Raw genomic sequence first — 246 nt, 5'->3', positions numbered from 1 at the left:
ATTACTGGGCGTAAAGCGTGCGTAGGCGGATATGCAAGTCAGAAGTGAAATCCAGGGGCTCAACCCCTGAATTGCTTTTGAAACTGCATATCTAGAATCCGGTAGAGGTCAGGGGAATTCCTAGTGTAGAGGTGAAATTCGCAGATATTAGGAGGAACACCAGTGGCGAAGGCGCCTGACTGGGCCGGCATTGACGCTGAAGCACGAAAGCGTGGGGATCAAACAGGATTAGATACCCCAGTAGTC

General features: G+C 50.8%; 1 rRNA gene. It reads left to right on the top strand.

Features of this window, described 5'->3' with window-relative positions:
- Window positions 1-246: ribosomal RNA gene (locus ACTHSL_RS14025) — 16S ribosomal RNA — on the top strand; the annotation flags it as partial.

Origin of the sequence: Neisseria sp. P0008.S010 (genome assembly GCF_051962715.1) — a bacterium.
Lineage (GTDB): Bacteria > Pseudomonadota > Gammaproteobacteria > Burkholderiales > Neisseriaceae > Neisseria > Neisseria elongata.
Note: the sequence above shows the minus strand (reverse complement) of the source record. Positions and strands in the feature narration are given on the sequence as shown.